This is a genomic window from Psychroflexus torquis ATCC 700755 (assembly GCF_000153485.2).
GTDB classification, from domain to species: domain Bacteria; phylum Bacteroidota; class Bacteroidia; order Flavobacteriales; family Flavobacteriaceae; genus Psychroflexus; species Psychroflexus torquis.
In genome coordinates this window covers 2478305-2499808 of record NC_018721.1, presented here as the reverse complement: position 1 = coordinate 2499808, position 21504 = coordinate 2478305, and the positions used below count along the sequence as shown (strand labels likewise).

At 35.0% G+C, this 21504-nt stretch carries 18 protein-coding genes and 1 pseudogene; 3 read left to right on the top strand and 16 right to left on the bottom strand.

Features of this window, described 5'->3' with window-relative positions:
* Positions 1 to 12: 12 nt before the first annotated feature.
* The 8 genes from P700755_RS10635 to rplM all read right to left on the bottom strand — a co-directional run bounded on the left by P700755_RS10635 (position 13) and on the right by rplM (position 9071).
* The gene (locus P700755_RS10635) at positions 13 to 2427 is read right to left on the bottom strand and encodes an efflux RND transporter permease subunit (RefSeq protein ID WP_015024672.1); all 2415 of its coding nucleotides are present in this window, start codon (positions 2425 to 2427) and stop codon (positions 13 to 15) included.
* 56 nt (positions 2428 to 2483) lie between these two features.
* The gene (locus P700755_RS10630; RefSeq protein WP_015024671.1) at positions 2484 to 4787 is read right to left on the bottom strand and encodes a DUF5686 family protein; all 2304 of its coding nucleotides are present in this window, start codon (positions 4785 to 4787) and stop codon (positions 2484 to 2486) included.
* A gap of 34 nt (positions 4788 to 4821) precedes the next feature.
* Positions 4822 to 5376, bottom strand: a complete 555-nt coding sequence (frr, locus tag P700755_RS10625) for a ribosome recycling factor (protein ID WP_015024670.1) — start codon at positions 5374 to 5376, stop codon at positions 4822 to 4824.
* 11 nt (positions 5377 to 5387) lie between these two features.
* Positions 5388 to 6095 carry a UMP kinase gene (pyrH, locus tag P700755_RS10620; protein ID WP_015024669.1) on the bottom strand — a complete coding sequence of 236 codons (708 nt, stop codon included), beginning with the start codon at positions 6093 to 6095 and terminating at the stop codon, positions 5388 to 5390.
* A gap of 134 nt (positions 6096 to 6229) precedes the next feature.
* The gene (gene tsf / locus P700755_RS10615; RefSeq protein WP_015024668.1) at positions 6230 to 7051 is read right to left on the bottom strand and encodes a translation elongation factor Ts; all 822 of its coding nucleotides are present in this window, start codon (positions 7049 to 7051) and stop codon (positions 6230 to 6232) included.
* A 74-nt stretch (positions 7052 to 7125) separates the two neighbouring features.
* Positions 7126 to 8067 (bottom strand): 30S ribosomal protein S2, encoded by a 942-nt coding sequence (rpsB, locus tag P700755_RS10610; RefSeq protein WP_015024667.1) that lies wholly within the window; start codon positions 8065 to 8067, stop codon positions 7126 to 7128.
* Between the two features lie 161 nt (positions 8068 to 8228).
* Entirely contained in the window at positions 8229 to 8615 is a 387-nt protein-coding gene (rpsI, locus tag P700755_RS10605) for a 30S ribosomal protein S9 (RefSeq protein ID WP_015024666.1), read from the bottom strand.
* On the bottom strand, positions 8616 to 9071 hold the full coding sequence (gene rplM, locus P700755_RS10600) for a 50S ribosomal protein L13 (protein ID WP_015024665.1): 456 nt from the start codon (positions 9069 to 9071) through the stop codon (positions 8616 to 8618).
* A gap of 169 nt (positions 9072 to 9240) precedes the next feature.
* On the opposite strand from rplM, the gene P700755_RS10595 reads away from it, so the two are divergent.
* Both P700755_RS10595 and P700755_RS10590 read left to right on the top strand, forming a co-directional pair.
* Positions 9241 to 9762: a DUF5004 domain-containing protein gene (locus P700755_RS10595; RefSeq protein WP_015024664.1), complete on the top strand. Its 522-nt coding sequence runs from the start codon at positions 9241 to 9243 to the stop codon at positions 9760 to 9762.
* A 63-nt stretch (positions 9763 to 9825) separates the two neighbouring features.
* A complete protein-coding gene (locus tag P700755_RS10590; RefSeq protein ID WP_015024663.1) occupies positions 9826 to 10518 on the top strand; it encodes a zinc metallopeptidase in 693 nt (230 codons plus the stop codon).
* 52 nt (positions 10519 to 10570) lie between these two features.
* Here the strand turns inward: P700755_RS10590 and P700755_RS10585 are convergent, their stop codons facing one another.
* The 6 genes from P700755_RS10585 to P700755_RS10560 form a co-directional block, all read right to left on the bottom strand.
* Positions 10571 to 11497 (bottom strand): M43 family zinc metalloprotease, encoded by a 927-nt coding sequence (locus tag P700755_RS10585; RefSeq protein WP_015024662.1) that lies wholly within the window; start codon positions 11495 to 11497, stop codon positions 10571 to 10573.
* Between the two features lie 101 nt (positions 11498 to 11598).
* Positions 11599 to 13137 carry a carbon-nitrogen hydrolase family protein gene (locus P700755_RS10580; protein WP_015024661.1) on the bottom strand — a complete coding sequence of 513 codons (1539 nt, stop codon included), beginning with the start codon at positions 13135 to 13137 and terminating at the stop codon, positions 11599 to 11601.
* A 239-nt stretch (positions 13138 to 13376) separates the two neighbouring features.
* Positions 13377 to 14345, bottom strand: coding sequence for a deoxyhypusine synthase family protein (locus tag P700755_RS10575; protein ID WP_015024660.1), 969 nt, complete (start codon positions 14343 to 14345; stop codon positions 13377 to 13379).
* A 472-nt stretch (positions 14346 to 14817) separates the two neighbouring features.
* Positions 14818 to 15144, bottom strand: a complete 327-nt coding sequence (locus tag P700755_RS10570; protein ID WP_425357611.1) for a four helix bundle protein — start codon at positions 15142 to 15144, stop codon at positions 14818 to 14820.
* A gap of 354 nt (positions 15145 to 15498) precedes the next feature.
* Positions 15499 to 16374, bottom strand: coding sequence for an agmatinase (gene speB / locus P700755_RS10565; protein WP_015024658.1), 876 nt, complete (start codon positions 16372 to 16374; stop codon positions 15499 to 15501).
* Positions 16364 to 17764, bottom strand: a complete 1401-nt coding sequence (locus P700755_RS10560) for an arginine decarboxylase (protein WP_015024657.1) — start codon at positions 17762 to 17764, stop codon at positions 16364 to 16366. Before P700755_RS10560 ends, speB begins: the two co-directional genes overlap by 11 nt.
* Before the next feature lie 260 nt (positions 17765 to 18024).
* Here P700755_RS10560 and P700755_RS20270 point away from each other — a divergent pair.
* Positions 18025 to 18737, top strand: a pseudogene (locus tag P700755_RS20270) (IS1595 family transposase).
* Positions 18738 to 18980: 243 nt separating this feature from the next.
* Here P700755_RS20270 and P700755_RS10555 read toward each other — a convergent pair.
* Both P700755_RS10555 and P700755_RS10550 read right to left on the bottom strand, forming a co-directional pair.
* Positions 18981 to 19799, bottom strand: a complete 819-nt coding sequence (locus P700755_RS10555; protein ID WP_015024656.1) for a pseudouridine synthase — start codon at positions 19797 to 19799, stop codon at positions 18981 to 18983.
* Positions 19800 to 20810: 1011 nt separating this feature from the next.
* Positions 20811 to 21503, bottom strand: coding sequence for a TIGR04283 family arsenosugar biosynthesis glycosyltransferase (locus P700755_RS10550; RefSeq protein ID WP_015024655.1), 693 nt, complete (start codon positions 21501 to 21503; stop codon positions 20811 to 20813).
* Between the last annotated feature and the right edge of the window lies 1 nt (position 21504).

Sequence of the window (21504 nt, the reverse complement as noted above, 5' to 3'; positions counted from 1 at the left end):
AATTAAAAATCTTTAATCTGTGTTATCGCTAGATTTACGGTCATCTACATCATTATCAATGATTTGCATCTGTGGCTCTTTCATTGTTTTTTGGTTGGCAATACTCCGTTCCAATGACAATAATAGTGAAGGTAACAACAATAAATTTGCTAGCATAGCGAAGAGGAGCGTGGCAGAAACCAAGCCTCCTAGGGCAACGGTTCCTCCAAAACTTGAGATCATAAACACTGAAAAACCAAAGAATAAAACGATAGAGGTATAAAACATACTTACAGTAGTTTCCCTTAAAGATAAATATACAGACCGCTTAATCTTCCAGTGGTTAGCCTTTAACTCTTGCCTGTATTTTGCCAAAAAGTGTATGGTATCATCTACGCTTATCCCAAACGCTATACTAAAGACGAGAATTGTAGACGGCTTTATAGGAACACCTAGAAAACCCATCATACCAGCTGTCATTAATAAAGGCAGCAAATTGGGGATAAGTGAAATCAAGATCATCCTAAAAGAACGAAAAATCCAGGCCATAAATAGAGCAATAAGCAAAATAGCTAAAGAAAGGGATAACACTAAATTGTCTACCAAATAATGTGTCCCCTTTTGATAAACCAGAGCTTTTCCTGTCATAGTCACTTCATAACGGTCTTCTGGAAATATCTTTTGAATTTCGGGTAAAAGCCGCTCTTCAATTTTTTTGATTTCCTCTGTCGTGACATCCTTCATAAACATGGTCATCCTCGCGTATTGTCCGGTTGAATCCACGTATGAACTTATTCCAGCTCCTTTCATATTTTCCATACTTTTGAGGTAAGGCGACATAAAAGTTTGCTCTTGAGAGGTTGGTAATTGGTAATACTTGGGGTTATTATTATAAAAGGCTTGCTTGGAATATTTAGCCAGATTAACAACCGATAATGGCGCAGAAAGCTCTTTTATATCAACAATTTCAGAGGCTAATTGATCCATCTTTTTCAAAGTTGATAACTTAATCACACTATTAGGCCTTTTAGTGTCGATCATTATTTCTAGTGGTAAAACCCCATCAAACTTATCTTCAAAGAATTTAATATCCTTGAAGAATTCAGCATTTTGTGGCATATCCTCTAGTAAGCTACCAGAAATTTTAATATTGAAAATACCTATGATGCTTATCCCTAAAACGGCAACAGAGGTAAAGTAAATAGTAATTCTCTTATCCCTTACCATTTTCACAATCCATTCTACAAAGCTTTCTATCCATTGTTTACCAAGATGTCTTAAGTGCTTATCATTGGGCAGTGGCATGTAACTATAAATAATAGGTATAATAAGAAGACTCAAAATAAAAATGGCAATAATGTTGATGGATGCTAATATCCCGAACTCCTTTAGTAATTCACTTTGAGTGAAAATGAAGGTTGCAAATCCCGAAGCCGTAGTCACATTGGTCATCAGTGTAGCATTTCCAATTTTAGTGATTACACGCTGAAGAGACTTTGCCTGGTTACCATGTTTTTTGATTTCATGCTGGTATTTATTGATCAAGAAAATACAGTTAGGAATCCCTATAATAATGATAAGTGGGGGGATGACGGCCGTTAAAACCGTAATTTCGAAACCTAGAATACCCATAAATCCAAAGGCCCACATCACACCAATGATAACGGTTAACATTGAAATTAATGTGGCGCGAAATGACCTAAAAAAGAAAAAGAATATAAAGGAGGTTACCAATAAAGCCGCTAATACAAACCATTGGATTTCATCTACAATATTTTGCGAATTGAGAGTTCGTATGTAGGGCATCCCAGAAACATGAAGCTCGATAGTGTGGTTTTTCTTAAACGACTCTATCAAGGGAACAAACTTCTCCATGATAAATACCTTCCGCCCTTGAGCGTTGACTATGCTATCTTGCATATACGCTACAGTTTGCACTGTTTTATTTTTAGAATTGAAGATCAGTCCATCATAAAAAGGATAATCTGTAAAAAGAGACTTGCTGTAGGCTTCCAGTTGTTGTTTTGAAAAATCAGTACTTTTACTTAAAATCTGTTGCATTTCAAAACGCTTAGGATTTTCAAGTTTTATCAATTCTTGAAGATTATGAATCCCAATAACGGATTTTATTTCAGGAAAAGTAGCAAGAGTATCTGATAGTGTTTTCCAAGCTTTAAACTTTTCCAACGTAAATAAATCCTCATCATCTGTGGCTAGCATAATCACATTACCATCAGATCCAAATTTCTCTTCAAAGTCTGCATACTGTTGATTGATAGGGGCATCATCTGGAAGCAAATTAGCTTCAGAATAAGAAAACTGAATATGTTGCCACTGCATACTTAGAAATACAGTTAATCCTAGAAGAATAAGAATAATGACAATCCTATTCCTAAGAATCCTACTAGCGATAAAATTCCAAAATCCAAAGCTAAACACCTTATGCATAAGTTATAATCTGAGTTTGCAAATGTAAAAAATCAAATGTGTAAACCACTTCAAAATTAGAGCTTTAGATAGAAAGTAAATTTAAGCGAAAGATTATCTTCAAATTCTGGCAAATGGTAAGCCCCATAGCGATAGGCAAAACTCAAACCAAACCCAAAAAACAATTTATTAATTTCTAGTGCTGCTTCGTTATACCCTTGGGATAAGGTGTTGAAAGCAATATTTTGGTGAAGTTCTGGGTTTTGAAAATCACCAATAGCATGTCGAGAAATCAAAACTAATTCTGGTTGGATTGTATTCGAAAGTTTAAAAGGAGCGAGTCTATGTTTAAGATGAAGCGTTGCTAATTTGGTGCTGAAAAACTCGTTGAAATACATAGTTTCAAAACTTTTTACACCAGCTACTGAAAATCTATTCAACACTGTCGGCTTATTTGGACTATTAGGGAAAGCATGAAACGTGTGCATTAAAGGGATGTCGCCAAATCCCAGATCACCTCCAAGCTCTATGCTAGATAGACTCCCCCAGCTGTGTTGAAAATCATAATCTATTTTTGCACTAAGCTTTGTAAAACTGAAGTCACCGTCCAAAACCCCTTCAATACTTTGGCTTAGCTGTGCCGTAATTTCTGGGGTGAATTCATCATCGATATAGATTCTTTCACCAACTTTAGAATAGGTAGTGTTGGGCGTCCACCTCAACCCAAAAGTCGCTGTTGTTAAATTATAATTCTCAAATAAATTCCCATCGTTTTCAAAAGCATATGCTCGTGTTTGGGAGATGTTATTTTTATCCACTTTCAACTCCGACATCAACTGGGGTGTAAAGTTGTGCTGCAAACTTAGCCCGTATTTTTTATACTTATAAAAAAAGGTAATATTAACCAGCCTCGGTTCAAAAAGGGAATAGACGCGTTGGTCTGTAAGATAACTATTAGCACCGACTTCTTCAATATCGTTATCGTAAAAAGCATTTAGCCATGTGCTTGTATCGGCATTGAGTAATTTCCCTACATTAAGTCCGTATTTAAAATTACCATCTTGAGTTCCATAGGCTGTAAACCCACCTATCCTATACTTTTCAGAAAAAGATTGATTGGTCTGTAAACCTAACCCAAGACGCAAGCCTTCGTAATTATTCAGCTTTATTAAGCGTGTTAGATCCACATCGACACTACCTACAGGAAAATAGCCTGCATCAAATGCTGAAATTCTCTTAACTCGATTCTTTACATTTTCCTTGTCGACATATAGCCTTAAAGCTAATGTATCAAGAACTTTTCCTTTTATGAAGTCATAATTCAATTCCTCCCAATACGCATATGGAACAGTATAATCTCGATCCTCAAGGATTTTACTTAGTTGCTTAAGGAAAGGGGCTACAGTATCTCCGCTTTTGTAGTCAAAGTAAATCTGCTGGTGGACTAATTCAGCCTTATCGTGTTTAGGATTTTTCTTTTGTATACGGCCAAAATCTAAACCTCCTTCAAAAAATGATACTTTTTCCCCTCCATCTCCTGGGGAAATGGATAGCTCTGTGGATACTGGTAATCCTAACTTATCATCAAATTCAGTTGACAGCGACAACTTGTAATCTGCATTGAGAGTGACTTGAATTTTTTTGAATTTCAAGGAAGATTTATCTAAAACTAGCACCCCTTTAAACGATCTTTGAAATCTTTTTGATAGGGGCTCAATACTTATGATTTCTAATTGAGCATCTTCATAAATCGAATAAAATTCATAATTGACTTTGCTCAAGGTATTGAATGGAGAGACAAATTGCTCTTCGAAAATTTTAATATAAGTTTGAAACCAATTAAAAAAGTGGATGTCTTTATTTACCATTTGTGGAACTACCCCTTCAAGACCTTCTACTCCTATTGCATTTATTTTTTGCTGAAGACCCCTACTCTGAGTTAATCTAAAATCCAAGTCTTTTCTTAATACAAAATCTGGAGCTCCGTTACTGATTACCGTCTTACTAAAACTCTTGAACTTAAAGTTCATAGAAGCTACTTGCCGTTTGGTTACTTCAGCTATTTTTGACCCTTTAAGAAGTGTTCCTGTTGAGGCTTCTGAAGGTTGCATTTTGATAAGAGAAGAGAGATTTTCCTGATTATAAACCAAAAAGCCTTTCGCCAAGATTTGGTCGACATGCTCACTGGGATTCAATTCAAATCTAAACTCTCCCGCATGGTTGGAAAAAAAATAACGCTGTTGACTGGTCATCAAAACAGCGTTAGAGATGGGGGACTCTTTTATTGTGTTTTCAACAATTTTTCCTGAAACTATAGATTGAGCATTGGAGCTCAACACAAAGATGAATAGTGAAAACGTGAAGAGATATTGAATTTTCAAATGCTGAACTTATAAAACGAATTGTCCGTTGAGATTAAACGGTCATGATTTCTTTTTCTTTACTCGCGTAGATTTTATCAATCTCTTCAATAAAAGAATCGGTTAATTTCTGTATATCGTCTTCAGTATCTTTTTGAACATCTTCTGGAAGGTCTGCTTTTTTAATCTCATTCATAGCGTTTCTCCTGTCGTTTCTAACACCAATTTTAGCCTCTTCAGCTTCAGCTTTGGCTTTTTTAGAAAGTTGAAGACGCCTTTCTTCTGTTAGTGGAGGTACGTTTATGATAACACTTTCCCCATTGTTCATCGGGTTAAATCCTAAATTAGCATTCATAATACCCTTTTCAATATCTTTGATAATGCTTTTTTCAAAGGGTTGGATGGTCAACGTCCTAGCATCTGGAGTATTGATATTACTCACTTGACTTATAGGTGTTTTAGCCCCATAGTATTGAACCATTACCGAAGATAGCATCGAAGGATTTGCTTTCCCTGCTCTAATGCTTGCCAACTGTTTTCTTAAATGTTGGATAGCTTGCTCCATGGATTCTTTGGTACTATCTATAATAAATTCTATTTCTTCATTCATGACATTTAATTCTATAAATTAACTTTAGTTCCAATATTTTCTCCAGAGATAATTCTCAATAAATTTCCTGGGGTGTTCATATCAAACACTATGATGGGTAATTTATTTTCTTGGCTCAAGGTAAATGCAGTGGTATCCATCACTTTCAAGCCTTTTTTTAATACATCATCAAAACTGATAAAATCAAATTTTGTGGCATCAGTATTGCTTTCTGGATCTGATGTGTAAATACCATCTACTCGAGTTCCTTTCAAAATCACATCCGCTTCCATTTCTATAGCCCTGAGCACAGCAGCAGAATCTGTCGTAAAATATGGATTACCCGTTCCTCCACCAAAAATAACTACTCTTCCTTTTTCTAGGTGTCTTATCGCTTTACGTCTTATAAAAGGTTCTGCAACTTCATTGATTTTAATAGCAGACTGTAACCTAGTTTGCATTCCATTATCTTCACAAGAGCTCTGTAAGGCAAGACCATTAATTACAGTAGCAAGCATGCCCATATTGTCCCCTTGAACTCGATCCATACCTTTGCTAGCTCCAGCTATACCCCTAAAAATATTACCTCCACCTATTACAATCGCGACTTCCACCCCTTTATTGATTATACTTTTAATCTCCTTAGCGTAATCGTCTAATCGCTTAGGATCAATTCCATATTTACGATTGCCCATAAGAGCTTCTCCAGAGAGTTTAAGTAAAACACGTTTATACTGCATGGTAAATTTTTAAATAAAGTTTTGCAAATATAGGGATTATCTTATTCTGATAAATGAGTTATGTTCCTCATTTTTACCCACAAAAAAAGCCCTTCCGCAAACACGAAAGGGCTTTTTGTATTTATACTGTAAGATTATCCTAAAGCAACTCTCTCAAAAGCTACAATTTCAACATCACCCAATGTTTTAACGTGTTGGGCAACAGACGTTTTATTGTCCTTGATAAAATCTTGATTCACAAGAGTATTGTCTTTAAAGAAACGCTTAATTTTTCCTTCAGCAATTTTGTCTAGCATATTTTCAGGTTTCCCTTCTTGCCTCAATTGATCTTTTGCAATTTCGATCTCTTTATCTATGGTAGTTTGATCGACTCCTGCTTCATTTAGTGCTACTGGATTCATGGCAGCAGCTTGCATAGAAACTTCTTTAGCAACCTCTTCTGCACCTTCAGCGGACTTAGAAAGACCTGTTAAAACTGCAATTTTATTACCAGCATGGATATAAGACCCAACGAACGCTGCTTTTAAAATTCTAAAATCTCCAATTTCAATTTTCTCTCCAATGACTCCGGTTTGTTCAGTTAATTTTTCTTCAACTGTAATTCCGTTGTAATCTAGTTTAAGCAACTCTTCTTTCGTCTCAACACCAAGTGCTAAGTTTGCGAAATCATGAGCCATTTTTGTAAACGAATCGTTTTTTGCAACGAAATCAGTTTCACAGTTTAAAGAAACGATTGCACCTTTAGTAGCATCATCGTTTACACAAGCAATAACAGCACCTTCAGAAGAATCTCGATCTGCCCTTTTTGCTGCTACTTTTTGACCTCTTTTTCTTAAAATTTCGATAGCCTTGTCAAAATCACCCTCGCTTTCTACAAGAGCTTTTTTACAATCCATCATTCCAGCACCAGTGCTTTTTCTTAGCTTATTGACTTCAGCAGCCGTAATTTTTGCCATGATATATGTATTTTGTGTTAACATGAAAGTCGCTTAAGCATAAACCTAAGCGACTTTTTATAGTTTAGTCTATTTTATTCTGAAGCTTTATTCTCTTCTCCAGCTGGTTTTTTGGGCTCAGCTTTCTCAGTTGGAACTTCTTCTACTACTGCCGCTTTTTCTTCAGCGTTTGCTGGTTGGGCTTCAGTATTAGTTTCTTCTTTAGCTTTATTTTCAGGAGCTTCTTCTACTGCTGTTGCTTTTTTCTCGGCTTTAGCTGGCTTCTCATCAGCATTAGCTTCTTTTTTAGCTTTAGCAGGTTTGTCTTCTCCGCTGTCTTTACCGTCTTTACGTTCGTTTAAACCTTCAAGAATAGAGTCTGTCATATAAGACATAACTTTATGGATAGATTTTGAAGCATCGTCATTAGCAGGGATAGCATAATCTACATCTCTAGGATTAGAGTTAGTATCTACCAATGCAAAAACAGGAATGTTTAATTTTTGTGCTTCTTTTACCGCAATATGTTCTCTTAAAGTATCTACAACGAATATTGCAGCAGGTAATCTAGACATTTCTGAAATAGACCCCAAGTTTTTCTCAAGCTTAGCTCTCATCCTGTCAACTTGCAATCTTTCCTTTTTAGAAAGAGAATTGAAAGTTCCGTCTTTTTTCATACGGTCTACAGTTGCCATTTTTTTGACTGATTTTCTAATGGTGACAAAATTTGTCAACATTCCACCAGGCCACCTTTCAGTGATATAAGGCATCTGAGCTCTTTGAGATTCTTGAGCTACAATTTCTTTAGCTTGTTTTTTGGTAGCGACGAAAAGTATTTTTCTTCCGCTTGCTGCAATTCTAGAAAGAGCTTCTCCAGCTTCTTCCATTTTAGCAACTGTCTTGTAAAGGTTGATGATGTGAATACCATTACGCTCCATGTATACATAGGGAGCCATGTTTGGATTCCATCGTCTGGTAAGGTGTCCGAAATGTACACCAGCGTCAAGTAAATCCTTGACTACTATTGGGTTTGCCATTTTTGTTTTAGTTTACGTTCTTCTGTTGGGATAGCAATAAATAAGTTGCAATTAATAGTGACCTTATTCATTTAGATGCTAAACTAACTCTGGGTTTGCACTCCAGATAACAACAAAAAATTGAACTGTTAATAATTTCAATTTGTGAAGGAAATTCTCGATTAACGTTTTGAGAATTGGAATTTCTTTCTTGCCTTTTTCTGACCGAATTTTTTACGCTCAACCATTCTAGGATCTCTAGTAAGTAATCCCTCTGGTTTTAGAGTAGTTCTATTTTCTGGGTCTAGCTCGCACATTGCTCTGGATAAGGCAAGTCTGATAGCTTCTGCTTGTCCGGTAATACCTCCACCAAAGACATTTACATTGATATCAAATCTATCCTCATTCCCTGTCAATATAAGGGCTTGATTTATTTTATAAAGTAAAGGTCCTGTTGTAAAATACTCGCTAACTTTTTTCTTGTTAACTGTAATTTCACCTTTACCCTCAGAAAGATAAACTCTAGCTACGGCTGTTTTTCTACGGCCAATTTTGTGAATTGTATCCATTTACACTAGTTCGTTTATATTAATTTCTTTTGGTTTTTGAGCACTTAAACTGTGCTCCTCGCCTGTAAAGACTCGAAGATTTCTAAACAATGCTGAACCTAATTTGTTTTTAGGCAGCATTCCCTTTACAGATTTTTCAACAAGACGCTCTGGGCTCTTGTCAAATACTTCTTGAGCTGTTAAACTTCTTTGTCCACCTGGATATCCTGTATATCGGATATAATTTTTTGAGTCCCACTTCTTACCTGTCAAGTTGACTTTTTCAGCGTTAACAACAATTACGTTGTCTCCACAGTCTACATGAGGGCTAAAACTAGGTTTGTACTTACCTCTCAAAAATTTGGCAACAATAGAAGATACACGTCCAAGAGATTGTCCGGCGGCATCTACAACAACCCATTGCTTATCTGCAGTTGATTTGTTGGTAGAAACCGTTTTGTAACTTAATGTATCCACACTTAAATTTTTAAATAATTAAACATTCCTTTTACTTTCAATGTCATGAAAATAAGTTTGCAAATTTACGATTATAAATTTATATAGCAAGGTATGCTCTAGAATATTTTGTTAAGTGTATTTATTTTCAAGTATTTAGATAGTACTTTAGCTTGAAATAAATTGACTTATGAAATTAATAAAGTGTGTTTATACCCTTTTAGTAAGCTTTATTCTTTTGGGATGTAGCAACGACGATAACACTCCTCAAGCATTATCCAAAAGTGATATTCAAGGGGATTGGTTTTTGGTTGAACTAAATGCAAATGAACCTACAGACTTAAATAACGATGGAATTTCAAATACAAATCTAAGGCTTGAAACCGATTGCTTTTCAACCATGGCGATTAATTTTGAAAATGACACCTTTACCTTTACTTATCCAAAACTTGATTTTATAGGAGAAAATAATAATGAAATCAGCTGCACAGATACTCTCAACACCGGTAGTTATGGTTTAGAAAATGGAATTTTGACAGCCACTACCACCATCGATAATTCTACAACAACAGAACGTGTTTCTGTTCAGCTTGACAACGACCTTTTAAAATTTACTATCACTAGAGCTCAGGTGAACGAATATCTTGACCTTGGGAGTAGTGATAATGAAAATGCAGATCTAGAAACTTTGGAATTTATATTTGAAAAATAGACATGACAAATGAGGTTTTGGTCAAACTTTTGATGAAATAATTATTATAAAAACTATAACGAAATGATGGGATACTATATATTAATTGGAGCCATACTACTTGTGAGCTGGTACGTGAGTAACACACTAAAGAAGAAATTTAAAAAATATTCTAAAATTCAACTTCAGAATGGAATGAGTGGTGCAGAAATCGCCAAGAAAATGCTAGAAGATCATCATATCTATGATGTGAAAGTCATTTCAACACCAGGACAATTAACCGATCATTATCATCCCACAAAAAAAACAATCAACCTCAGCGAAAGTGTTTACAACGAAAGAAATGCCGCAGCTGCAGCTGTTGCTGCTCACGAGGTAGGTCATGCTGTACAACATGCTAAAGCCTATTCTTGGCTGGAAATGAGGAGTCAACTTGTCCCCCTTGTGAGTGTAGCTTCGCAATGGAGTCAATGGGTCATTTTTGGAGGTCTTATATTAATGACTATGGTTTCTGTGGGTGTTGGCCAAATGGTTCTACTAGCTGGAATTATCATGTTTGGACTGGGAACTCTTTTTAGCTTTATTACATTACCTGTAGAGTATGATGCTAGCAATAGAGCCCTTGCTTGGCTAAAAGATCACAATATAGTGAATCAAGAAGAGTACAAAATGTCTGAAGATTCTTTAAAATGGGCTGCTAGAACTTATGTAGTTGCAGCAATAGGTTCGTTAGCTACTTTATTATATTTCATAAGTATTTATCTAGGAAGAGACTAGAGTTATCTTGCTATAACTAAAAAAGGCGTATTGAAATTTCAACACGCCTATTTTATTTATTGCTTACAAACTCCAACTTTTTTAGAGCTCTTTTGTTTTTTATAAACTCCCTTACTCTTATACCTTGACCAACAGTGAATACCGACCTGCAGAAATGCTGAGTGTAAGCCATAAAGTTGCGTACGTCTTGTTCTGAAATCGTATAAGGTGTTCCTTTACAATCCACTAGATTTCCAACGTATTCACAATGGGTGTCTATTAAGTGGAACTTACCATAAAGACTTGGTATAGCGTTAGTATCTGTAACTCTATCCCCAGAGCATCTGGCATTGTAATCTGGATCTTCTTCATCTCTAATAACCTGTTCACAATTAACTGCTTTTGCTCCTGCATGTGTGTGCAGTAGCCCCAAAATATGACCCACTTCATGAGGGAGTATACCCGTATTATAATTTAGCATATTAACTGCAAATTGATTTGCGGACCATTTTCCTCCTCTTAAGCTATTATCATTATTAGTAAATCTATAGGGGATATAAACATTCAAAGCTGCAGGTTTGGAATAGTCGTTTTCACGGATATATTTATTAAACTTGTAATAATCTGTCCAATAGATTTCAGAGTCATTGACATACTTCAATTCTTGAAGTTTAAAACAAATCTTCATGTCTGCGAAAGCAGAATTTAAGAGATCCACCGACTCTCGAACTTTAGATTCAGTCAAAAAATCATCATTACTTCCATCATCTTGATTAATTCCCCAAAACACTAAAGGCACAATTAATTCTGAAAAGTTGTTTAAGTAGTCTGGATCTGTGGAATAGCTGTAATTCGGATCTGGCTTGCAAGTCGTTTGAGGAAATCCTACAATTTCACTCAAATCGTAAAAACAATCTCCAGCTATATTCTCCTTAGAAGCTGTAGACCCTAGTGTGAGACTCAGTAAAAAAAAACCTAAATTCTTCAATGTCCAATCCATAATTCATCGTTTAATAATGACTAAAATACAGAAAACAGATCAATCTATAAAAACCAACGTTATACCCTTTATCAAATTGAAAATAACAAGAAATTAAAACCCTACTCCTTTCTGGTCAACGTATACAGATCGTTTCTAATATCCTTTAGGTTTTTGACACTCCCAAAGTTATGGAGTTCTCTTAAAGCTAATAGGTCTACATCGGCAATCAATATCATTTCTGTATTTGGCGTAGTCTGAGCTTTGATCCCATCACTAGGAAACGCAAAATCTGAAGGGGTGAAGACTGCAGACTGAGCGTATTGAATATCCATATTATGGACCTTAGGTAAATTACCTACACTTCCTGCTATAGCCACATAGCATTCATTTTCTACTGCTCTAGCTTGAGCGCAAAGTTTAACTCGAGAAAATCCATTTTGAGTATCCGTTAGGAAAGGAACAAAAAGAATATCCATCCCTTCTTTAGCCAAAATCCTAGAAAGCTCCGGAAACTCAACATCATAGCAAATCAAGATCCCTATTTTACCGCAATCGGTATCAAAAACCTTAAACTCACTTCCTTTTTGCATACCCCAAATCTTGGCTTCGTCTGGAGTAACATGTATCTTCTCATAGCGCTCTGTGCTGCCATCTCTCATACACAAATAGCCGACATTATATAGCTTGTTATTAATCATTTCAGGCATACTCCCTGAAATAATATTAATGTTATAAGCAATAGATAATTCGGACATTTTATTTTTGATAGGTTCTGTATACTTAGCCAATTCTCTAATTGCCTCAGGCTCGCTCAAGTGATTATACTTCGACATCAAAGGCGCATTAAAAAACTCCGGAAACAAAGCAAAATCCGATCGGTAACCCGAAAGCGATTCTACAAAATACTCAACCTGATGAAGTAATTCTTCCAAGCTGCTATAGGAACGCATCTGCCATTGCACCAACCCAATCCTTACTTCACTTTTTTGGTTGGTAGGGACTTTGGTTTGTTTTTCATAATAGATATTATCCCACTGCATTAGCACTGCATATTCTTTAGAGTCTTTGTCTCCATCTAGATAGTTCGATAAGATCCGTACAGGCCTAAAGTCGTTGGACAATTGGAAATTCAAGACGGGATCGTCTATTTCCTTAGTTCTCACTTTTTGGATGTACTCTTTGGGAGTGATTTCATGAGAAACCTTATAGTAATTAGGGATTCTCCCACCAAAGACAATTCCCTTGAGGTTAAGCTGCTCCGTCAATTCTTTTCTGTAGTCGTAAAGGCGTCTTCCAAGCTTTAAACCTCGATATTCTTTTTTTATGATAACATCAATTCCATAAAGCATATCCCCAAATTCCGTGTGGTTTTTAAATTTACTATCCCCAGCAATATCATCGTAAGTATGGTGATCAGACAACTTTCCATAGTCTACTATTATCGAAAAAGCACAACCAGCTAAATCTCCGTTGATTAAAATCACCACTTGACCTTCAGGGAAAACATCTATCAAACCCCTCAACTCATCCTTTTTCCAATACGCATCTGGAGCATCTCCATAAATTTCAATAAAGACTTCTTTTAAAGCTTCAAAATCTTTTAAGGAGAGATATTTTAACTCAATTTGTTCAATTTTGGGAGAATTCTCGGCGGACATATAAAAGTAATTTGGGTTAATATCAATTAACTTCAGAAGAAAATCTTGACAAAAAAAATTAAATAGATTTAGTGCAAAGTTAATTATAAGCTCTCAGGAAATAAGCATCAAAATACCCCTCCATTTAAAATCAAGATCAATAGTGAAGATGAGTTCTGAAGGTCTTGTACCAAATTAAATTTATAATGTCGCATAAATAAATTGGTATTAAGTACGGTTAGCAAGGAGGATAACTAAAATTACATCTCTAATAGGTAAGCAAAAATTAACGGTGCTACTATAGTAGCGTCACTTTCAATAATGAATTTCGGAGTATTTATATCCAGTTTTCCCCAAGTGATTTTCTCATTTGGAACTGCTCCAGAATACGACCCATAACTTGTCGTTGAATCTGATATTTGACAGAAATAGCTCCAAAAAGGAGTATCGGTTCTTTCCATATCTTGGTAAAGCATTGGAACTACACAAATTGGGAAATCACCAGCAATACCACCACCAATCTGGAAAAATCCTATACCTTGTCTAGAATTTTCGGTATACCAATCGGCTAGGAACGTCATATACTCAATCCCAGATTTAACCGTAGATGCTTTAAGCTCTCCTTTCATGACATAGCTAGCAAATATATTCCCCATCGTACTATCTTCCCATCCTGGAACTACAATAGGCAGGTTCTTTTCCGCAGCTGCATACATCCAAGAATCTTTAAGATCGATTTCGTAATGCTCCTCCAAAACATCAGAAAGCAGAAGTTTATACAAATACTCATGAGGTAAATAGCGTTCTCCTTTAGCTTCAGCCTCTTTCCAGATTTTTACGATATGCTTCTGTATACGTCTAAAGGCCTCTTCTTCTGGAATACAGGTGTCGGTAACTCGATTTAAACCTTTTTCTAGTAAATTCCACTCATCTTTGGGGGTTAAATCTCTGTATTCTGGAACACGCTTATAATGAGAATGAGCCACCAAGTTCATGACGTCTTCTTCTAAATTAGCCCCAGTACAAGAAATGATATGTACCTTGTCCTGACGAATCATCTCAGCAAATATTTTACCAAGTTCGGCTGTACTCATAGCCCCAGCTAAAGATACCAACATCTTTGACCCTCCCTCCAATTGCTTTCCGTATGCTTTAGCAGCATCTACTAGGCTTGCCGCATTAAAATGGAGAAAGTACTTTTCAATAAAGTCTGTAATAGGTTTACCCATATTTTTTTTATATAATTTAAACAATAGAAAAGATAATAGAACAAAGAAAAAGGACTTTAATAGTTGTATTTAAATTTCAAAAAGATGTAGATTTTAGCCATTCAATATCTTTTTAAAAAACTCTAATTTTTTTATTGGCTAACTTCTTTACTCTATTTTCTTTATTCTCTGTCTTTCTTTGTCCTTGTTCTCTTCTATTTTCTCTTCTATTTGTTCTTCCACCTTTTTTCTCTTCTAGTCTTTGTTCTTTTCTCCTTGGTCTTTCACCTTTGCTCTCTTCTCTGTTCTTTTTTCTATTTTCTTTGTTCTTTCACCTTTGCTCTCTTCTCTGTTCTTTTTTCTATTTTCTTTGTTCTTCCACCTTTTTTCTCTTCTAGTCTTTGTTCTTTTCTCCTTGTACTTTCACATTTGCTCTCTTCTTTGTTCTTTTTTCTCTTCTCTTCTCTTCTCTTCTCCCGTCCTTCTCCCTAACTTAAAGTTGATTTTGAAAACCAGATGCCATTCGTTGAAAATGCTCAATCTTAGCCTCTATCATTTCAAATTCGGCTTCTGTAATATATGCTCTATGTTTGGCAATAATTAATTGTGTGACTAATTCAAAAGAAGAACCCATTGCTATATTTACATAATATTTAAAGCTTTTTTGACTTCTAGCGGAGCCTTCTGCTATATTACTCGGTATAGAAATCGAACAACGATTCATTTGATCAGAGAGTGCAAATCTTTCAATTTCAGGGAACTTTTTTATAATATCAGAAATATTGAAAGCAATTTCAAGACCCAATTTCCAAATAGTCAAATTTTTATAGTTGTGCCTTTTAGCCATTAGAAGTGATTTTAAAATAATACACTCAACTTTAAATTTTCATCAGTACTTAAATCATTTCTTACTCTTTACACACCTTTTTCTATTTCCTCCTTGCTCTTTTCCCTAAACTCCTTGTTCTATTTTCCTCTATTCTCTCTTTGTTCAATTCTCTCTCTATCCTCTTTTACTATTTCCTCCTTGTTCTATTCTCTTTTTCCTCTTTTTTCTATTTTCTCTTTTCTATTCTCTCTTTGTTCTATTCTCTCTTTGTTCTATTCTCTCTTTGTTCTATTCTCTTTTTTCTTTTTCCTCTTTTCTCTTTTCTATTTATCAAACCTTTAAAATCTACTCCTCATCCTCTTTATATCCATCTTCATATTTAAACTTATAGCTCAACATTTTATAATAAAGTTTCGCAGCAAGAAAGTCTGAAGATTTATCCTTTTCATTGGGACAGAGCTCAACAATATCAAATCCGACCACATTTTTCTTTTTGAAAATTTCTTTTAAGAATTCTAAAGTCTCATACCAAAAAAGTCCACCTGGCTCGGGAGTTCCTGTAGAAGGCATAATAGAAGGATCAAAAGCGTCTAGATCTATCGTTATAAAAACATTAGGGGTCATTTGCCCAATGGCATCTTCAGTCCAATCCTCATATAAGTCATGAGCAAAGTAAACGCGATTTTCGTCCATATGTTCTACTTCAGAAACATCCATAGACCGAATACCTACTTGAAGAAGGTTCCCTTTTTTGCTGGCTTCATGAAGAGCACAAGCGTGATTACAAGTACTCCCTTCATAAGAGGGCCTCAAATCTGCATGAGCATCTAATTGAAGAACAGTAAGGTCTGGAAAATGGTCATGAAAAGCCCTTATGGTTCCTATTGAAACCGAATGTTCTCCTCCAAAAATAGTGACGAATTTATCTTGATTGATGTAATTCTTAGTGGTTTTATGCACTGCCTCAACCATTTTTTCTGGAGAGCTATTCTCTGAAACTGCTGGCGCAAGATAAATACCCTTTTTATAGACTTCAGTACGGGTTTCAATATCGTACAACTCCATATTTTCCGAAGCTTTTAAAAAAGCCTCAGGGCCTTTATCTGCTCCTTTTTGCCAAGAGCTTGTTCCATCATAAGGAACTGGAATTAGAATAACTTTCGCCTCGTCGATACGGGCATACTTGTCTGGAATTCCTGCATAATTTGTTTTAAACGCCATGATAACCTAAAATTTTGAGTAAATCTTCACTTTTTTGTTGTTCACTAAATAGTTTCGTTGACAGACTTCCGTCATCGTTCTTTTGAATTAAAATATGTTTTGGACTTGGAATCAAACAATGCTGCAATCCGCCAAAACCACCTATGGTTTCTTGATAGGCTCCAGTATTGAAAAAGCCTATATATAGTGGGTTTTCCTTTTCATACTTAGGCAAATAAATAGCATTCACATGTTGTTCCGAATTGTAATAATCATCACTGTCACAGGTTAAGCCGCCCAGTAGGACTCTTTCGTATCTATCGTTCCAACGGTTTAAAGCTAGCATAATAAAACGCTTACTAATCGCCCAAGAATCGGGTAAAGTTGTGATAAAAGAAGAATTAATAATATTCCATTTTTCACGATCATTTTGTTGTTTTTGGTAAAGGACTTCATAAATGGCACCTCCACTTTCACCAACCGTAAAACTACCAAATTCCGTAAAAATATGAGGGACAGGCACCTCTTCTTCTTCGCAAGTTAATTTAATTTGACTAACAACCTCTTCAATAATATATTGGTAATCATATTCAAAAGCCAGTGAATTTTTTATGGGAAAACCCCCACCAATATTGAGACTATCTAAACTTGGGCATACCTTCTTTAGGCGAGTATATACACGTAAACACTTCTGAAGTTCATTCCAATAATACGCATTATCCCTTATACCTGTATTGATAAAGAAATGAAGCATTTTCAACTCCACTTGATCATTGTTTTTGATTTGATCTTCGTAAAACGGAATAATATTTTTATAGCCTATTCCTAACCTTGAGGTATAAAACTCAAACTTTGGTTCTTCCTCTGATGCAATTCGAATACCTATTTTAAAATCTTTATCAATCGCCTTGGTTAACAAATCGATTTCCTCATAGTTATCTATCACTGGAATACAATTCTGATGTCCATTATTGATGAGATTAGCAATATTAGAGACATATTGATCTCTCTTGAAGCCATTACAAATAACATAAGTGTCTTTGGTGATTTTACCCCTTTCCTTTAAACTATTGACAATATCTATATCAAATGCTGATGATGTTTCTATGTGAATATCATTTTTAAGGGCTTCATCTAGAACATGTTTAAAATGAGAACTCTTGGTGCAATAGCAATAATTGTAAGTCGCTCTGTAATTATTCTTTTCAATGGCATCTTTAAACCACTTTTGAGCCCTGTGAATATTTTCAGAAATCTTTGGTAAGTAGGTAAATTTAAGAGGGGCGCCGTATTTTTCAACCAATTCCATCAAATCGATGTCGTGAAATGTCAGGTGATCGTTTTTAAGTTGAAATTCGTCCTGAGGAAATTGATAAGTTTGACTTATGAGGTCAATATACTTTGTATTCATTTATAATAGGTAATTATTGGTTTAAAGTTAAGTAAAAAAATAGTTTTAAAAATGAACACCTATTTCAATTAGTAATAGGGAATAAAAATAGACAAAAGACTAATAATATTATGCAAAATAAGTTTATTTATGAATAAAAAAAAACTGATAATTTGTTAAAATTATAGATCTCTTTTTAAGATTTAAAGGTCCAAATTTGTTTAAGATTAAAGAGGTCAGTCAACAAATACTTAACTCTAGGCTAATTAAAATTAATAAATTTGAGCACACTTAAAGATCAAAATCTTCTAGAGTTCTCTGATCGGTTTAAAACGAGTCTCGAATGCAAGGAATACCTCTCTAGTTTGAAGAATTAGAACAAATGTATGTGTTTAAAATATAACCTTACCGCCTGTCAAATTAAGATGGATTTTGCTCGCCAATATAATATCTGCATACACCTATGGTCTTCTACTTCAAACACTTGTATCGCGTAGTACATGTTGTAGAGTTTGTACTTGGGGCTATAAGGAAGTGGAAATCTTTCGTAGCTGTGACGTCAAGAAAGAGAAAGAAAGCATCGAAAGCTTTACAACTTACCGATCTGGGTAAGGTCAAACTTTGTATATGGTAAGCATAATGGACTTTTCGACAAGTTCATTACAATTATATATCTGTGGACCACATCTAAAGAGATGCGCTCATCACGACAGACCCTTGGAGAAGATACGGATCTTTTGCCTAAGCTTTCAACATTGCCCAAATACCAAGCAACATTAGGCAGAACTTTAAAGCATTGCACACCATAATTCATCAGGTAAAATCATAGATAAAAGAAACATATTTATGGGTAAGCGAGTTCAACATCAATCGGTATTTCAATGAGTTCTGTCATAAACAAAACCACTTGCGGAACAAGGTCGCGATTTTCAATACTCTAATAACCAAAATGCTTGATGATAAAATTAATCAGAAGGGAATTATAAGTAATTAGCGGTAACCTCCATAACTTTAACTACTATCACTTATACGCATCTTTTTTACATTACCCTCAGCAGCATTGTATTACCTAAATCGGAAAAGATACTAGAAAAGTTTTACCTTTCCATAAATTCAATGTTGTCCATTTGGTGATCATAAGTTGCTTTGCGAGCTGTTATATTTTGAGCCGAGTAATCAAAAAGACAAGACAATTCAAAACATTAAAATTATGACAAAGATTGCCAATTAGAGTGTTTTAAACCATTCCTAAATTGATGACCTCTTGTCTGGTAAGGTGACGATAATGACCTCTAGGTAAATTTTTCTTATCGAGATTTGCATAAATCACGCGATCCATTTTTTCAATCTCATAACCCAGTTTTTTAAATATACGTTGAACGATATGAGCACGTTGACTCCTTAGTTCAAGTCCTACGATGTTTTTTGGTCTATTGTCGACAAAAGCCGCTTCTTCAATTTTTACTTTAGAACCTTCGATAAACGGACCATCTTTAATCACTTCTAAATCAGATTCTCTTAAAGGCTTAGTTAATTCAACTTGATAAATTTGTCGAATTCCATTTTTATGACCCGAGAGTTTTTTAGCCAGCGTACCATCGTTTGTAAAGAGGATAAGTCCCATAGCACTGGTGTCTAATTTGCCAACCGGTGCAAGTTTAGACTTAGAGGCATTTTGGACTAGGTCTAAAGCGGTAAGCTTCCCTTTTTCGTAACTACCCGTGACATAAAAGCTCTTGGGTTTATTAAGCAAAACATATGCTTTAGGCTCTGGATTGATTCTACGTCCGTCGAACTTAACCTCATCCTCTAGCTTCACATGGTGTCCCATTTCTATAATCACCTCTCCATTTACCGTTACGTTGCCAGATTTTATATAGATATCAGCATCGCGACGGGAACAAACCCCTGAGTTAGAAATGTATTTGTTAAGACGCATGCCCGCACTTGGATTCTTAATTTGCTTGTCTACTTTGGACTGCGCAACTTCTTTCTTACTGAATTTATCTTTTGGAGACGTCTTTGGATTGGTTTTATTTTTTTTAGGATCTTTCATTTTCAAATTTTTTGCAAAGGTACTGTTTTTTAGACTCTTGAGTATTTAGTATTATTTAAAAAAGTATTGAAAACTGAGCTGTCATATAATGGTATTGAGTTGACCTGTCTCTGGGTTATTTCCGTTGTTGATAACGATAAAATTTCTATCATATCTAAATCCAATAGTAAAGCCTCATTCCATTTTATAATTGACCTCCACTATTAGCTCTATAATTTACGTCCTTAAATTGGTCTGAAATTTATTAAATAGAAGACTTAGACACTACTATAGTTTTGTGTTGAGAATTGATAAGATAACTCATTCCAGACCCCAATTTCAAAGTTAAGCCTTCCACAACAAAGTATTTAAATAAAATCGGCAGATTTAGATGATCTAATTTCAAAGAAAGATCAAATTGAGTTCTATTGGGGTTGCCTCTTTTACAATACCTCACTTGGTATAAATTAACTCAGGTTGACTACCAACTTTTTATAAATTTATATTCCGTCTGCACACCACTCAATATCGGTGTCCTGAAAGGATTAATTTTCTCAGCACCTTAAACTTCTGAAACAGAAACCCCGAGTTTAAGCCTATAAAAAAACAGAACTAATTTGTCTTGAGCTTTCAAGTATGTCACAGAAAAAATAACCAATACGCAAACAAAACACGATTCCTAATGCTTATTTGGGGGAGTAAAAGTAGTTATATTCAAAATAATGTTCTTCTCAAAATGTCAAATAATACTGTTAGAGTAGTTATTAACCTTGATTGTTTTTTGTAAAAACAAATGATAAATATCCAATCAAAAAATTACGCTTTCTACGTAAGAATGTTTACAACTGAAAAGAAAAACTAAAAGTCTCTCGTGTTTTTGGAACCTTAACTATAACTGTTTCATCAACACTGATTTCTTCCAGATTAGTTTCCAGTCTTTAATCGGTAGGATGTGTTTTTGCACCAAACTATCAACGTTTAAGATGTAAAACTAGTTTATCAAATAAGTCAAGAGCCTTAAGGTAAACAAAATCAGTTGTTAATGTGCTTCATATAGAAGCTATAAAGCTCATCTGATGAAGCCCCACTCCATTTTTTTAAATAAATTATCCAAAAGAGAATCTGTAATTTCAAAATGCCTTTATCTTCAAAACGTCTTGCAGATGTTGAAATCGAATGCTGAATCACCTTAAAACCAGAAGAGTCATAAATCGGTTTTAAAATTTCATGATCTTCATAAATCAGAAACTCTTCATTGTAGCCTCCTACCTTTTCAAAAAGAGATTTTGTGACGAACAAACTCTGGTCACCACCTCTACAAAACCTGGCATTGAATTTTGTAAACCAGCTAATAAATTGAAGCCAGGAATGTCGACTCCTAAATTTCATTTTAAAACATCCAGCTTGGTGTCCATCTCGAACAGATTCTTCAATTAGCCTATCAAAATCTTGTGGTGGAAAAGAATCGATATGCAGAAAATATAGGATTTCTGCAGTAGCTTGTTTAGCACCATGGTTCATTTGCCTTGATCTTCCTCTTTTACTTTCCAAGCATTTGATACCGTCAAACTGATTAATTAAAGCTAAAGTTCCGTCGTTACTTCCGCCGTCCACAACGAGAATTTCCTTAACATACCCAAAAGAACTTATTCTATTCTGAATTTGTATAAGGTTGCTTATAACCTCTTCAGCTTCATTATAAACAGGAATAATGATACTAATCATG

What these genes read in the sequence shown, in the direction of transcription:
- P700755_RS10635 (WP_015024672.1), bottom strand. Translation starts at nt 2,427, where the DNA reads ATGCATAAGGTGTTTAGCTTTGGATTTTGGAATTTTATCGCTAGTAGG.
- frr (WP_015024670.1), bottom strand. Translation starts at nt 5,376, where the DNA reads ATGAATGAAGAAATAGAATTTATTATAGATAGTACCAAAGAATCCATG.
- pyrH (WP_015024669.1), bottom strand. Translation starts at nt 6,095, where the DNA reads ATGCAGTATAAACGTGTTTTACTTAAACTCTCTGGAGAAGCTCTTATG.
- tsf (WP_015024668.1), bottom strand. Translation starts at nt 7,051, where the DNA reads ATGGCAAAAATTACGGCTGCTGAAGTCAATAAGCTAAGAAAAAGCACT.
- rpsB (WP_015024667.1), bottom strand. Translation starts at nt 8,067, where the DNA reads ATGGCAAACCCAATAGTAGTCAAGGATTTACTTGACGCTGGTGTACAT.
- rpsI (WP_015024666.1), bottom strand. Translation starts at nt 8,615, where the DNA reads ATGGATACAATTCACAAAATTGGCCGTAGAAAAACAGCCGTAGCTAGA.
- P700755_RS10595 (WP_015024664.1), top strand. Translation starts at nt 9,241, where the DNA reads ATGAAATTAATAAAGTGTGTTTATACCCTTTTAGTAAGCTTTATTCTT.
- P700755_RS10590 (WP_015024663.1), top strand. Translation starts at nt 9,826, where the DNA reads ATGATGGGATACTATATATTAATTGGAGCCATACTACTTGTGAGCTGG.
- P700755_RS10585 (WP_015024662.1), bottom strand. Translation starts at nt 11,497, where the DNA reads ATGGATTGGACATTGAAGAATTTAGGTTTTTTTTTACTGAGTCTCACA.
- P700755_RS10580 (WP_015024661.1), bottom strand. Translation starts at nt 13,137, where the DNA reads ATGTCCGCCGAGAATTCTCCCAAAATTGAACAAATTGAGTTAAAATAT.
- P700755_RS10575 (WP_015024660.1), bottom strand. Translation starts at nt 14,345, where the DNA reads ATGGGTAAACCTATTACAGACTTTATTGAAAAGTACTTTCTCCATTTT.
- speB (WP_015024658.1), bottom strand. Translation starts at nt 16,374, where the DNA reads ATGGCGTTTAAAACAAATTATGCAGGAATTCCAGACAAGTATGCCCGT.
- P700755_RS10560 (WP_015024657.1), bottom strand. Translation starts at nt 17,764, where the DNA reads ATGAATACAAAGTATATTGACCTCATAAGTCAAACTTATCAATTTCCT.
- P700755_RS10555 (WP_015024656.1), bottom strand. Translation starts at nt 19,799, where the DNA reads ATGAAAGATCCTAAAAAAAATAAAACCAATCCAAAGACGTCTCCAAAA.
- P700755_RS10550 (WP_015024655.1), bottom strand. Translation starts at nt 21,503, where the DNA reads ATGATTAGTATCATTATTCCTGTTTATAATGAAGCTGAAGAGGTTATA.